Below are 14,125 nucleotides of genomic sequence, written 5' to 3'. Positions count from 1 at the left end.
AAAATCAAGCAGAAAATAATTGTTTCAACTCATGGATTTTATTTCTGCTGACCGGGATTTCCAAATCACCCATTCCTTCCATTTTTACGCTAACTGCATTATGAAAAGATGTTACAATTTCTGTTACATAATTTAAATTAATTAAAATTCCTTTATGGCATCGAAAAAAACCTTTTGGACTTAACTTTTGTTCAAACCATCCTATAGATTGAGATACCTTGTACTGCTCTCTTTTTGTATGTATCAGACAATTTCTCTGTTCCGTTTCAATGTAAATAATTTTCCGAATATCAATTATAATGTTTTTCTTATCAGCCATTACAGCAATCCTGTGATTTCCCTCCCCTTGAAAATTTGTTTCTCTTTTAATATTTTGTTCTGCACGTTCTAGTGCACGTTTAACTCTTGACGGATCAAAAGGTTTCAAAATATAATCTGTTACATCTATATCAAAAGCCTCAACAGCATAATCTTCGTAAGCTGTTGCCATGATAATCTGCACCTCAGAGTCAATTTTTTTCAATGTCCTGGCTATAACAGTTCCTTCAATATCATTCATCTGAACATCCACAAAAACAACATCATATTTTTTCTGAACAGCCATTTGTAAAGCTTCACCGCCACTGGATGCTTCTTCGATTACTGCCTCCTGCAGGATTTTTTCTATTTCATAATTCAATTCACTTCTTGCCGGTTCTTCATCATCAACAATCAATATTCTCATGAATACTCCCTCCTTCATTTCAATCATTTAATATTTTAATACTGATTTTTGTTCCTGTCTCATGAGAAATTATCTGAAATATACACTGATTTCCATATATGCTCAATAAACGATGGTATACGTTCTGCATACCTACATGTCTGCTGTCAATGTCACCTTTGTAAAGCTTTTGTATGACTTCTTTCTCAATTCCCGGTCCATTATCGCAAACAGCAATTTCCACCCCTTGTTTCTTTCGTTTTATTGTAATCCATATTTTCCCAGTCCCCTCCCTGCTTTTTCTTGCTCCATGCTTCACAGCATTTTCTACAATAGGCTGCAGTGAAAATGAAGGAATCATTACCTCCAGATTCTCCTGAATATCTTCATTAATTTCCAGTGAATCTCCAAATCTTGCTTTTTCCAGTTTCAAATAAGCATGGACATGATCCATTTCTTCTTCAATAGTTACCATGGCATTCGGGTGATTCAATGACTTCCGGAAACATTCTGCCAGAGCAATCAGTAATTCTCTTGCCTTATCTGGATCCCTTCTGCAAAATGAACTGATTGTATTAATTGAATTAAATAAAAAATGCGGATTAATCTGACTCTGCAGTGCTCCATACTCAGCTTGTTTTCTTAATTTCTGCTCATATTCCAGTTGGGATAATTCAAGCTGCGTAGAAAAAATACTGGAAAGACCCATCGCGAATTCTTTCATTTGCTCTATATTCCATCGTATTTTCTCACTACATAAAATCAAAGTACCAACTATCTGATTTTCCTTTTGGATTGGTGTACTAAACCAGAAATACTTTTGATTTTCTTTATTGTTTTGAGGCAGAAAAACTTTTGCCAGCCCTGACTTTTGAATTTTCAAATAATCATCATTCAGCTTTACTGCAATACCGGATGCTGTGAGGATCCTGGACGTATCGGCAATCGCAACACCTGATACTGATGAATTACATATAACGATTTCTGACACTTTTTCCAATGCCTTTTTATCATATAAGCCTTTTCTCAGATAAGGCAGACATAACTGTGCAATGTGAAATACATCCTTCACACTTCTGGCATTTACCTGATCCTGTTCATTGCAGCCTGACTCCATCATTGTTATAAATAAAACAACACCTGTAGAATTAACAAGCACCATTGGTACAAAAATCGTTTTCACCAGATAAAGTGCATCTGCGAAAGGCTTTGTAAACAGCAGAATAATAACCATCTGAAGTATTTCTTCAAATACGGTAATAAAAAATATTTCGCAGTGATAAAATCTTATACGTCTCAAATGATGATAAAACAGACCTCCTGTCATTCCTCCTATAATGGTGGATACCATACAGGCAACAGACGTAAATCCGCCAACATCTATAAGGTATCTGTGGATTCCGGCAATCAGACCAGCCACAGTTCCGGTAACCGGTCCTCCGATCAGACCGGCTGACATCACTCCGATCACACGTGTATTTGCAATAGCTCCGTGTATATTGACACCCATATATGTAGATACTATTCCAATTCCTCCAAGTAAGACTGCCACTTCCATTTTTTCTTTTAAACCGGTTTCCCAGGAAATCATCATATGTCGAATGATTGAAGTCTTAGCAAGAAAAAAACCCAAGATTATAATAATACTGACATTCCACAAAACATTTTTAAATAACTCTATCTGCACCCCATCACCTTCTTCATTTCCTGAAGAAATCGGCCAATCGGAAAACCTACTACATTATAATAATCTCCTTCTATACTTTTAATAAACGGTGCTGCTTTCCCCTGAATTCCATAAGCTCCTGCTTTATCCATCGGCTCTCCTGTCTGAATATATGTCTGAATTTCATTCTGGTTCAAAGGATAAAACTGAACTTTTGTTTCTTCATAAAAGTTCCATTCCTTTTCCTTGTAAATAACCGATACTCCTGTATACACCTGATGTGTATTTCCACTAAGCATGGAAAGCATCCTTGCTGCATCCTCTTTATCTTCTGGCTTTCCAAGAATCTTCCCATCATAGGCAACAACTGTATCGGCTCCTACAATGATTTGCTTTCCCCCCGTTTGTTTCCATACATCCCATGCTTTTTGTGATGCCAGTTCCATGACAACTTCCCATGGTTTTTCTTTAGTAATCACCTCTTCCACCTGACTGGACACAATATCAAACGATAACCCTGCCAGCTCAAATAATTCTTTTCTCCGTGGTGATGCCGATGCCAGTACTATTTTCTCCATAAATTTTTCCCTTCTGCATATATTAACAAATTTCTATTTTAGAACAAAGCGGACAAGTCCGCTATCAACTCCCTGTATCCCTCAATCATGAGGGACTTGCTCCGCTTTGCGTGCCGATGCGCAGCAGATTTAACTGCTTTCCTTTGCACATCCGCGCGGAGCGTTTTTTATTACATAGGAAATTCAAAGGAATTTCCTATGTAATGAAAAAAGGAAGGTTTCTCTGTTGCAAGAAATCCTTCCTTCTACCTTTCAATAATTAATCATCAATTTTTTCTTCTAATTTCAGGTTAATTCTTCCCATCTTATCAATCTCTAACACTTTTACTGCCACTTTGTCTCCGATATTTACCACATCTTCAACCTTTTCAACTCTTTCTTTTGATAATTTGGATATATGAACCATTCCATCTTTATTTGGAGACAGCTGGACAAATGCGCCAAACGGCATGATTCTTACAACTTCACCTTCATAGATATCTCCCACATTTAATGGTTCCACAATTGACTTGATAATACTGATTGCTTTATCAATCATTGCCTGGTCTTCACTGAGAATATCAATTCTTCCGCTTTCATCAATATCAATCTTAACACCTGTTTCGTCAATAATTGCATTGATTGTTTTACCCTGTTTTCCAATAACTTCAGAAATCTTTTCAGGATCAATGGTGTACTGAGAAATTTTTGGTGCATATTTTCCTACATGATCTCTTGCTGTTCCAATAACAGGATTCATAACTTCATGAAGAATATAAGTTCTTGCTTCTTTTGTTCTTGCAATAGCTTCTCTAATAATCTGCTCTGTCAAACCATGGATTTTAATATCCATCTGAATGGCAGTAATACCCTTATCTGTACCTGCAACCTTAAAGTCCATATCTCCAAAGAAATCTTCCAGTCCCTGAATATCTGTGAGAATAATATAATCATCATCAGTTTCTCCTGTTACAAGACCAACAGAAATACCAGCTACAGGTGCTTTAATCGGTACACCGGATGCCATCAGTGATAAAGAAGATGCGCAAATACTTCCCTGAGAAGTTGAACCATTTGATTCCATAATCTCAGAAACTGTACGAATAGCATAAGGAAATTCCTCTTCAGTTGGAAGAACAGGTACCAGCGCTCTCTCTGCCAGTGCTCCATGTCCAATTTCACGACGTCCAGGACCTCTGCTAGGACGTGTTTCCCCAACAGAATATGATGGGAAATTATAATGATGCATATATCTCTTTCCTGTCTCTGTTACATCAATTCCATCAAGACGCTGTGCTTCAGATAATGATCCTAAAGTTGTCACTGTCATAACCTGAGTCTGTCCACGCTGGAACATTGCAGATCCATGAACTCGTGGCAGACAATCAACCTCTGCATGTAGTGGACGAATCTGTTTAATATCTCGACCATCCGGACGTTTCTGATCCTTTAAGATCATTTTACGAACAGTCTTTTTCTGGAATGCATATACAGCTTCTCCAATCTGCTCTAGCCATTCTTCATTTTCGGCATAACGTTCTTCTAGTTTTTCTTCAATTGCACGAATATTAGCTTCTCTGGTCTGTTTATCATCTGTAAATACAGCTTCTTCCATTGCTTCTGGTGTAATAAATGCAACCATGTCATCATACATTTCAGGATTAACCACATGATGTTCATAATCATGCTTTTCTTTTCCACATTCAGCTACAATGGTATCAATAAATTTAATAATCTCCTGATTTACTTCATGAGCTTTAAAAATGGCTTCCAGCATAACATCTTCCGGAACTTCATTGGCTCCAGCTTCGATCATAATAACTTTTTCTCTTGTTGATGCTACTGTTAATGCCATGTCAGAAACTTCTTTCTGCGCTGCTGTTGGGTTAATTACAAACTCACCATCTACCAGACCAACCATTGTTGAAGCTGTTGGTCCATCAAACGGAATATCTGAAATAGCTGTTGCAATTGCAGATCCAAGCATAGCTGTAAGCTCAGGACTGCAATCAGGATCAACAGACATTACCAGATTATTTAACGCAACATCATTACGATAATCTTTCGGGAATAACGGTCTCATAGGACGGTCGATTACACGATCTGTAAGAATTGCATTTTCAGAAGGTTTTCCTTCTCTCTTTAAATATCCTCCCGGAATCTTTCCTACAGCATATAATTTTTCTTCATACTCTACACTCAATGGAAAAAAGTCAATTCCATCCCTTGGTTTCTCAGATGCAGTTGCTGTAGATAAAACAACTGTATCCCCATAATGCATAAATGCTGCACCATTGGCCTGTGCTGCAACACGTCCTACTTCAACCATTAAAGTACGACCTGCCAGCTCCATGCTAAACTGCTTTGTCATCTTTTCGTCTCCTTTAAAAAACATATATTATTTATCATAAGGCGCCGAAACAACTGAAAAAACAGCTGCCCTATTCTGATAACTGGCTTTTCAGTAGTCTCGGGAAACGCCTCAATAACTTATTAAGTATATCATAGTTTTTATCAAAAGAAAACACCTTTCCTCACACTATGTGAAGAAAGGTGCCTGTTTTTAAAATTATTTTCTTAATCCTAATCTTTCGATTAATGAACGATATCTTTCAACATCTTTGCTCTTTAAGTATGCTAATAAGTTACGTCTTTTACCAACCATCTTTAAAAGACCTCTTCTTGAATGATGATCTTTTGGATGTTTGTCAAAATGTTCCTGAAGTTCCTGAATTCTTGCTGTTAAAATAGCAACCTGAACCTCTGGTGAACCTGTGTCTTTTGCATCTTTACCGTATTCTGCTACGATAGCTGCTTTCTTTTCTGCTGAAATCATGTTTCTTCCTCCTTAAATCTATCCTATGACGCCAGATACCAGGAAAGGGTTGGAGTGCCCAAATCTGAGTATCGGTCAAACAACTTTTATAATATATCATATATGTATCTTATTGTAAACAGTTATTTCCCCATTTCCTTGCTTTTTTCACTGGCACTATTTACTGCTTCGATCACAGCACTACGCATACCCTTCTCTTCTAAAACTCTGACTGCCTCAATAGTAGTACCTGCTGGTGAACAGACAGCATCTTTTAAAGCTCCTGGATGTTCTCCTGTCTCAAGAACCATTTTGGCACTTCCTAAAACTGATTGAGCAGCAAATGTGTAAGCCTTATTTCTCGGAATCCCCTGCATAACTGCTGCATCTGCCAAAGCCTCGATAAACATATATACATATGCAGGTGAACTTCCGCTGACACCTACCACTGCATCCATCAGGTTTTCTGTAACCTCTTCGACTTTTCCGAAGCTTTCAAACAAACTGCGAACTTTTTCGAACTCTTCATTTTCCACATAATCATTGCAACACATACCCACCATAGCTTCCCCCACAAGAGCTGGAGTATTAGGCATTGTACGAATAATCTTTATTTCCTGACCAAACTGTCTTTCTACCTGATTCATTGTAACTCCCGCTGCAATAGTTACAATAATCTGATCTTTTCTTACATCTTCTTTTATTTCTTTAATCACAGTTTCATACATTTGAGGTTTAACAGACAACACCAGTATATCTGCTTCTAATGCTACTCTGTGATTATCTGTTGTTGAAATAATACCAAATTTCTCTTTTACCCGCTCCATTTTAGACGCTGTAGGTCCTGAGGCAATCAATTCTTCTTTTGTAACAACCTGCTGTTTTAAAATTCCTGTAATCATGGCCTGTGCCATATTTCCACATCCGATAAATCCAAGTTTCATTATGCTTTCCTCCTGTTGCTAATCAAGTTTTTCAAGTAGTTCTTTAAAATAATCTGGTAACGGAACTTCAAATTCCATGTATTTCTTCGTTCTTGGATGTATAAAGCCTAAAACTTTTGCATGAAGACATTGTCCCTCCAGAGAATATTTTTGTTTTTTAGGTCCATATACATCATCTCCCAGCAAAGGATGTTTTATGGATGCCATATGGACACGAATCTGATGAGTCCTTCCCGTCTCCAATTGACATTCAATATACGTGAACCCTTTTTTTAAACGACGAAGTACCTTATAATGGGTCACTGCATGTCTTCCAGCAGGATTAACGGCCATCTTTTTTCTATCTCTTTGACTTCTTCCAACGGGAGCATTTATGGTTCCTTCATCTTCCTTTATATTGTCATATACAATGGCATGATATTTTCGTGTTATAGAGTGTTCTTTCAGCTGTTTTGCAATACTCTTATGTGCCATATCATTTTTGCATACAATAAGAATTCCTGTGGTATCTTTATCAATCCTGTGGACAATCCCGGGTCTTAAGACTCCATTGATTCCAGATAATCCATCCTTACAATGAGCCATGAGTCCATTTACAAGAGTTCCTGTATAATGACCTGCCGCCGGATGGACCACCATGTTCTTAGGTTTATTTATAAGAATTACATCCTGATCTTCATAAACAATATCCAGTTCCATCTCTTCTGGCTCTATGGAAAGTTCCTCCGGTTCTGGAATCATCAGACTGATCCGATCACCTTTTTTACATTTATAATTTCCTTTGGAAACTTTTTCGTTTACAAAAGCCTTTTTATCTTTACACAGCTTCTGAATATAGCTTCTGGTAAACTCCTGACATTCCTCACTTAATACCAGATCCAGCCTTTTACCTGACTGTTCATCTGCTATGATGATTTCTATCTTATCTTCCATCTTTCCCTTTCCGACTTAAAAAATCCAGTTCATTATCTTTATAGTAAAACAGCAGCAAAACAATTAAAACTGCCATAGATATTGTCACATAAATATCTGCCACATTAAAAATAGGAAAATCAATCAGCTTAAAATAGAAAAAGTCAATAACATATCCATTCATCATACGATCAATAAAGTTCCCTATGGCTCCCGCTGTCAAAAATACATAGCATCCCTTTAACGGCAAATATCTCCTGTTTTCCGGCAATTTAAAATATATCCAGGTTAATACAGCCAGTGCCATAATTGTAATAATGGCAAATATCCATTGCTGATTTTGAAGAATTCCAAAAGCGGCTCCATGATTTTCCAAATAACGTAATTCAAAAATATCCGGAATCACAGAAATAGCATTTTTATCTTTCAGTTCATTTAATCCCCATATTTTTGAAATCTGGTCTATCATCACCAGTCCTGCCACTGCACCAAAAATCCTTATATGCTTTTTCATCTTTAATTCCATTTATCTAACACTGCTTTCATTTCATCATCTGTCACACTACGATCAATATAGGCTTCCCCGATTTTGTCCAGCAATACAAACTTAATCTGTTTTCCTTCCATTTTTTTATCAGATTTTGTTGCCGCGATAATATCTTCTGCCAATAATCCATCAATAGATTTCCAAAGGCCAAACTCTTTAAATACATGACCGATATCTTCCATCTCCTGTAAGGTAATATTCCCTTTTATCTTTGAAATCATAGCAGCCATTTGACATCCTACACCAACACATTCCCCATGAAGCCATGTGAAATTCTTGAGTTTTTCTATAGCATGTCCCAAAGTATGCCCAAAATTCAAAAGTGCACGTTCTCCTTTTTCCTTTGGATCCCGTTCCACCACTCCGCCTTTGATCAGACAGCTTCTATAAATCATTTCTTTTAAAATTTCATCATCTCTTGCCTTAATTTCCTCAACATGATTTTTAATCCATTGATAATAATTGCTGTCTTTGATCAGACCATGTTTGATAACCTCACCCATACCAGAAAAATACTCCCTTTCTGGTAGCGATTTTAACGTTGAAGTATTAATATAAACAAGCTTTGGCTGATGAAACGCACCAACCATATTTTTGTACTGAAGAAAGTCCACTCCGGTTTTTCCTCCAATACTGCTATCAACCTGAGATAGCAAAGTAGTTGGAATCTGTACAAATTCAATTCCCCTTAAATACGTTGCTGCTGCGAAACCTGTCATATCGCCTACAACTCCACCGCCCAGCGCTACCAGCAAATCCTTTCTATCAAAATGATGTTTAATCAGATGTTCATATAAAGATTCAATAGTTCTTAACTGTTTGTTGGCCTCTCCTGCAGAAAAACTGAAAGTTATCGTTTTTGCTGCCTTTGAAGAAATCCTCTGATACATCTCTTTTAAGTAAATTGGAGCCACATTACTTTCTGTTACTATGCAAACTTTACGATTCTCCAATTCCATAAAATCCATTGTTTCCAGTAAATCACCAAAAGAATCTTTCAAATAGATATCATAAGCCTTTTTTCCTTCATTCTTTATTTCTATTTTATGATTCAATTCCAAATTGCACATATTCCTCATCCTGTTCTTTCTCTTGTTCTCCAGCTACCTGAAACTCCATTTCATACACCGGGTTATTTAATATATCCAGCTGTCCGTTGATAAATTGCAGTATTCTTGATTTATAACTGCAGTAATCACTTTCCAGTTTATGTATCAATTTTTTATAATTATTAATCTGCTGGAGAAATTCAGCTTTTTCCTCCTGAAAATCCTCCTGTGCACTGGTACGGATGTGTTCTGCCTCTTTTTCAGCCTGACGAATCATCTCATCTGATTTAGCAATAGCTTCATTCTCCATCATTTTGGCAGTTTTAGAAGCATTTTCAATAGTTTCCTTTGATGTCTCTTCGGCTAGAACAAGTGCTTTTTTTAGTGATTCCTCAATAGTTCGATAGTGACTGAGGTTTTCTGTCAAAGCTGCCACCTTCTCTTTAAGCTCATTGTTCTCCTTATAAATGATTTCATAGTCTCTGGCAAGTTCTTCCAGGAATTCATCCACTTCAACTGCTTTATATCCAAAGCCTCTTTTTATTTCTTTCCCTAATACTTCAACCGGCGTAATCATGTTATCCTCCTATTTAAAGATCTTTAATACTACAAACTGCCGTCCTTTTTTGGACTGTTTTCCTAATTCCTTTACCAGAAATTTACCATACCCTCTGACTGATATTACATCTCCTGGTTTTATCTTTTGGTCACCCTTTTGCAGTATTTTACCGTTCAAAAATACTTTTTGACTTTTGTAAAGACTTTCGCTGACTTTTCTTGAAATTCCAAATGCCATGGAAATTAATGCATCGAGACGCATGGATGCAACAAATCCTTCTTTTTCCATAAATTTTTGTAAAAATCCCATTTCCTTCCAGGGAATAATTTCTGTTTTTACCTGCGTATGTCGCACTTTCGTGAAATTTTCCTCAAGAAATTCACCTATGTGCCGAAAACAAAACACATATGCAGTCTTTCCATCTACCAGAATATCACCTGTCTGATGTCTTTCTATTCCAAGATTCATCATGGCACCAAGATAATCTCGATGAGACAGATTCTCAGCATATTTATCAAAAAGAGGTGAGACTTTGGCACATGCCAAAGGAATCTCACCTTCATATCCAAACATATCCTCTGAACCAAATACTACAAAAGCTCTGGTATAATACTCATGTCCTCCCTCCAGATGAGAGTCCACAAATGCTAATTCCTTCTGCATTTCTTTATAAATACTCTGTTCATATTCACTTAGGAAATGAGTATACGTATATATATTTTGAGAAAATGCCTTTTCTGCAAGTTCTGAAAGTCTTTTTTTTAATAATTCTTCTTCCTTCATAACTTCCTACTTTAATTGTGGAGAAATAGTATTCTCATTCATAATCTCGTTTTTTAAATCACCACTAACTTCAATACTATCTGGTGCAGCAATAAAAATATTACTGGAAACAGCCTGAAGAGATCCGTTGATTGCATATGTTGCTCCACCAATAAAATCAATACTTCTCTGAGCAACAGTAAGTTCTATGCCTTCCAGATTAATCACAACTGTTCTTCCTTCTTTCAGAAGATCCGCTGCTGTCTGTGCCTCTGCAAAATCCTGAGGTTTTATAACATACACTTCTACTCCTCTTCCATTCATCGAAACCACCTTACTGCTTCCTGCACTGGTAAATCTACGTTTTTTTGCTTCTCTGTTTGGTTCAACAGGCTGGCTGACAACCTCTGGTTCTTCAGCTGCAGATTCTTTTTTCTTAAAAAATGAGAATTTCTCTGGTCTTACTTCTTCCTCATCATCTTCTTCATATTCTTCGTATTCTTCATCATACTCTTCATCTTCTGTCAGCTTCATAAAATTTAGTAATTTGTCGACCGTACCCTTCATTTCTTTTCCTCCGCTATATATTATAATTCCTCTCACCAAAGATTCCTGTTCCAACCCTTATCATAGTTGAACCTTCCTCAACCGCAACTTCATAATCGTTAGTCATTCCCATTGAGAGTATACTCATATCTACATTATTAAAGTTTTTTTCTTTGATGTCAACAGATAATTGTTTCATAGCAGCAAAATAAGGGCGATTTTCCTCTGGATTTTCAACAAAAGGAGCTATCTGCATTAACCCTTTAATCTTTACATGTTCGAGTTTTGATATTTCATTAACCACATCAAATACATCTTTAGGATCTAATCCAAATTTTGTATCTTCTGCAGCAAAATTGACCTGAATAAGAATAGGCACTTCTTTTACATTATGTTTCTGTGCCTCTTTATCAATCTGGCTTGCGAGTTTTACAGAATCTACAGAATGAATCAGGGCAACCTTATCAACAATATATTTTACTTTATTTGTCTGAAGATGGCCAATCAAATGCCAGCGAACCGGCCAGCTGATCTGCTCATATTTGTCTTTCAGCTCCTGAACCTTATTTTCACCAAAATCCATTACCTTATCTTTTCGGAGCTCTTCTACCATACTTAAAGGCTTCGTTTTGCTGACTGCAATAATAGTAACTTCTCTGGGATCCCTTCCTGCCCTTTTGCATGCCAGTTCAACATTTTTCTTTACTTGATTGTAGTTTTCGATTAACATTCTCCCACTTCCTTCTTTGTCAATATATAATTTGGTTTTCCTTAATGGTGGTACTGTCTAATACGATAAAATCATAAAGATCTACCCCATTTTTTGTATTCTCTTTAATAATGGAATAATTATCTTTTCTTATAACCAGTTCTACCGGTCTGAAATCTGCATATCCCTGATTTGTACAATACACTCCATAAAGCGATTTTGTTTTTTCTATCAAAAAAGTCTTATCCGAATCCATTGATTGAAGCATAATATTTTCTCCAACTTCTTCAGGATCCAGATAACAATACTTCTCTGTCTTTTTATAAATCTTATAATCCTTTTGTTCAACTTTAACTTCACCATTATCATTTGTAGTCCGAACGCTAAATCCCTCCTGTTTCCCATCATTTCCCTTAGAAAGGAAAGAGTTTGGCACCTGATAGAATTCCTTTTTTACTAAAGCAGTATTAGGAATCTTCAGCCCTTTATAAGAATCTAACGTAATATCAAGATCCAAATACCGTTCATTAATATAACGAATACAGCAATCATCAAATTTTAGGTATCCATAATATTGACTATTTATTTTCTTCACATTAATATCTGCAGAAGTTGTATTCTGATCCAACATAAATTTCACTGTTACACGATCTGTTTTTTTCAACTGATCATATTGAGATTTTGTAAGTGAAACTACCACTGTCCAGTTTTCACTTTCGCTGACCCTTCCAACCACATTGTTTTTTTTGACTTTATCAGATGAGTTATATTTTATTTTTCGATAATTATCCTGTATAAAGTCAGATTGTCTTATATCATCAGGCTCTTTTCCATCAAAATTGTCTGAATAAAATGTTACAATTCCACTGGCAGGACTCTTTTGTGTTTTAAATTCCTCTGATCCGATTTTTTCCCCTACAGCATCTACAACTTTCTTCATAGATGATTCACTAATATTTAAAATTACATTCTTCAGATCATATTTCAGATCATATACATCCGAAAAATGATTATCATCGTAGACAGACTGATACTCCACAATCTTTTGTCGAACTTCACTGTCATCTGTTACTGTTCCTCTATCATGCATAGCTTCAAGCTGTTTCGCAAAAATATCCTGTGCCTTTCCCTCTTTGTCCAAAATAAACACTGTTCCATTTTTTTTGATTCGCCTGTCTTCCTCCACATAATATGTAATATATCCTTTGTGTGATGCTTTTAATAATACTTCCTTTCTTATTGCAATACCTGTAAGCGAAAAAGTATTGGTAATCCTATCCTCTGTGACTTTATAAACTGTCAGCTTCTTCTTTCCAAAAAAAATCAGCACATTGATGATCACATATATAAAAATTATCAAGAAAACTATCATGCCGATATTCCAACGAACTTTTTCCCTTTTTCTTGCCATCTACTCCATCCTCCATCGGTCTAATGCTGCCCCATTGAGATAATTACACTTACAACCCTGAATATACCCCTTATCTTCCATTAATCTGTCAAACATGTCGCGAAGTTTCCACCAGCTGATTCCCCAGTTAGAAAAACTTGCATCCTCTTTGGGAACTCTGCTGAAAAGTCTCTCAATAACCATATCCTTACGAACATGACAGATAAACTCTGTCAAACGGTTTAAATACTCTTCTTCTGTGCATAAAGTTATTTTACCATGTTCATATTCCTCATACAATGTTGAACCTTTTGGAATATATAATGAATGAAGTTTTACAATCTGTACCGGGAGTGCAGAGACTATTTTAGCTGTCTCTATAACATCCTCCATAGAATCTCCCGGCAAATTTAAAATAAGATGAGTACAGATTTCAAAATTGTATGAAGCTGTCATCAGAACAGCATCCAGATATTCCGCAAGAGTATGGCCTCGATTTATCTGATTTAATGTATGATAATTTACAGTCTGAAGACCATATTCCATACTGATTCTAATGTTATACTGATCTGAAATATCACTAAGTACCTGAAGATAATCACGGTTGATACAATCTGGTCTTGTTGAAACAGAAATCCCGACAATATCTTTAACCTGCGCAGCCTCTTCTATATATTTTTTAAAATCAGACAATGGAAGAAATGTGTTGGTATAATTTTGAAAATAAGCAATAAATTTCTTTGCCTTATAACGTCGCTTTATTTTTTCTTTTGTTGTCATTAATTGTTCATTTACAGGAACCATAGCACTCATTGCTTCAAATCCGGTTCCCACACCCCCACAAAAAGTACACCCATTTCCATCCATTCGATTGGGACAGGAAACAGGAAGATTTACTGGAAGCTTATATACTTTTTCTCCATATATTTTTTTCAAATGACTACTGTAAGTCTGATATCGTTCCAT

The 14,125-nt window shown here is 36.3% G+C and carries 15 protein-coding genes; all 15 read right to left on the bottom strand.

From position 1 onward, the window contains the following. Positions 1-4: 4 nt before the first annotated feature. The 15 genes from KTB61_RS01615 to KTB61_RS01545 all read right to left on the bottom strand — a co-directional run bounded on the left by KTB61_RS01615 (position 5) and on the right by KTB61_RS01545 (position 14,125). Positions 5-724, bottom strand: coding sequence for a LytR/AlgR family response regulator transcription factor (locus KTB61_RS01615; protein WP_216696664.1), 720 nt, complete (start codon positions 722-724; stop codon positions 5-7). A 19-nt stretch (positions 725-743) separates the two neighbouring features. Then, positions 744-2,390: a LytS/YhcK type 5TM receptor domain-containing protein gene (locus KTB61_RS01610; protein WP_083638274.1), complete on the bottom strand. Its 1,647-nt coding sequence runs from the start codon at positions 2,388-2,390 to the stop codon at positions 744-746. Next, a complete protein-coding gene (locus KTB61_RS01605; protein WP_216696663.1) occupies positions 2,381-2,947 on the bottom strand; it encodes a nucleoside triphosphate pyrophosphatase in 567 nt (188 codons plus the stop codon). The genes KTB61_RS01610 and KTB61_RS01605 overlap by 10 nt, the downstream gene beginning before the upstream one ends. A gap of 259 nt (positions 2,948-3,206) precedes the next feature. After that, positions 3,207-5,297, bottom strand: coding sequence for a polyribonucleotide nucleotidyltransferase (locus KTB61_RS01600; RefSeq protein WP_216696662.1), 2,091 nt, complete (start codon positions 5,295-5,297; stop codon positions 3,207-3,209). A gap of 198 nt (positions 5,298-5,495) precedes the next feature. Then, positions 5,496-5,762, bottom strand: coding sequence for a 30S ribosomal protein S15 (rpsO, locus tag KTB61_RS01595; RefSeq protein ID WP_216696661.1), 267 nt, complete (start codon positions 5,760-5,762; stop codon positions 5,496-5,498). Between the two features lie 122 nt (positions 5,763-5,884). Further along, a complete protein-coding gene (proC, locus tag KTB61_RS01590; protein WP_216696660.1) occupies positions 5,885-6,685 on the bottom strand; it encodes a pyrroline-5-carboxylate reductase in 801 nt (266 codons plus the stop codon). 18 nt (positions 6,686-6,703) lie between these two features. Then, positions 6,704-7,618, bottom strand: coding sequence for an RluA family pseudouridine synthase (locus KTB61_RS01585; protein WP_075759006.1), 915 nt, complete (start codon positions 7,616-7,618; stop codon positions 6,704-6,706). Beyond that, the gene (lspA, locus tag KTB61_RS01580; protein ID WP_075760513.1) at positions 7,608-8,111 is read right to left on the bottom strand and encodes a signal peptidase II; all 504 of its coding nucleotides are present in this window, start codon (positions 8,109-8,111) and stop codon (positions 7,608-7,610) included. The genes KTB61_RS01585 and lspA overlap by 11 nt, the downstream gene beginning before the upstream one ends. 2 nt (positions 8,112-8,113) lie before the next feature. Then, the gene (gene aroB, locus KTB61_RS01575) at positions 8,114-9,199 is read right to left on the bottom strand and encodes a 3-dehydroquinate synthase (protein ID WP_216696659.1); all 1,086 of its coding nucleotides are present in this window, start codon (positions 9,197-9,199) and stop codon (positions 8,114-8,116) included. Beyond that, the gene (locus tag KTB61_RS01570) at positions 9,189-9,770 is read right to left on the bottom strand and encodes a DivIVA domain-containing protein (RefSeq protein ID WP_075759008.1); all 582 of its coding nucleotides are present in this window, start codon (positions 9,768-9,770) and stop codon (positions 9,189-9,191) included. The genes aroB and KTB61_RS01570 overlap by 11 nt, the downstream gene beginning before the upstream one ends. Positions 9,771-9,779: 9 nt before the next feature. Then, positions 9,780-10,535: a YlmH family RNA-binding protein gene (locus KTB61_RS01565; RefSeq protein ID WP_075759009.1), complete on the bottom strand. Its 756-nt coding sequence runs from the start codon at positions 10,533-10,535 to the stop codon at positions 9,780-9,782. A 6-nt stretch (positions 10,536-10,541) separates the two neighbouring features. Continuing rightward, positions 10,542-11,081: a cell division protein SepF gene (locus tag KTB61_RS01560; protein ID WP_075760515.1), complete on the bottom strand. Its 540-nt coding sequence runs from the start codon at positions 11,079-11,081 to the stop codon at positions 10,542-10,544. A gap of 13 nt (positions 11,082-11,094) precedes the next feature. Continuing rightward, positions 11,095-11,790, bottom strand: a complete 696-nt coding sequence (locus tag KTB61_RS01555) for a YggS family pyridoxal phosphate-dependent enzyme (protein WP_075759010.1) — start codon at positions 11,788-11,790, stop codon at positions 11,095-11,097. 19 nt (positions 11,791-11,809) lie between these two features. Further along, positions 11,810-13,180, bottom strand: coding sequence for an HlyD family efflux transporter periplasmic adaptor subunit (locus KTB61_RS01550; protein WP_216696658.1), 1,371 nt, complete (start codon positions 13,178-13,180; stop codon positions 11,810-11,812). Further along, positions 13,181-14,125, bottom strand: coding sequence for a TIGR01212 family radical SAM protein (locus KTB61_RS01545; RefSeq protein WP_075759012.1), 945 nt, complete (start codon positions 14,123-14,125; stop codon positions 13,181-13,183). It lies immediately after the preceding gene.

The sequence above is a fragment of the Anaerostipes faecalis genome, assembly GCF_018982945.1.
In the GTDB taxonomy this organism is placed as follows: Bacteria; Bacillota; Clostridia; order Lachnospirales; family Lachnospiraceae; genus Anaerostipes; species Anaerostipes faecalis.
This window is presented reverse-complemented; position numbering and strand designations above follow the sequence as displayed.